At 32.6% G+C, this 316-nt stretch carries 1 pseudogene; it reads left to right on the top strand.

What is annotated here, in order from left to right:
- Positions 1-56: 56 nt before the first annotated feature.
- Positions 57-316, top strand: a pseudogene (locus tag BK821_RS13140) (IS6 family transposase); the annotation flags it as partial.

Below are 316 nucleotides of genomic sequence, written 5' to 3'. Positions count from 1 at the left end.
GGTTCTGTTGCAAAGTTGAATTTATAGTATAATTTTAACAAAAAGGAGTCTTCTGTATGAACTATTTCAGATATAAACAATTTAACAAGGATGTTATCACTGTAGCCGTTGGCTACTATCTAAGATATGCATTGAGTTATCGTGATATATCTGAAATATTAAGGGAACGTGGTGTAAACGTTCATCATTCAACGGTCTACCGTTGGGTTCAAGAATATGCCCCAATTTGATATCAAATTTGGAAGAAAAAGCATAAAAAAGCTTATTACAAATGGCGTATTGATGAGACGTACATCAAAATAAAAGGAAAATGGAG

It is taken from the genome of Staphylococcus sp. LCT-H4 (assembly GCF_001866145.1).
Lineage (GTDB): Bacteria > Bacillota > Bacilli > Staphylococcales > Staphylococcaceae > Staphylococcus > Staphylococcus succinus.
The sequence above is the reverse complement of the archived record's forward strand: the minus strand, read 5'-3'. Positions and strand labels throughout refer to the sequence as shown.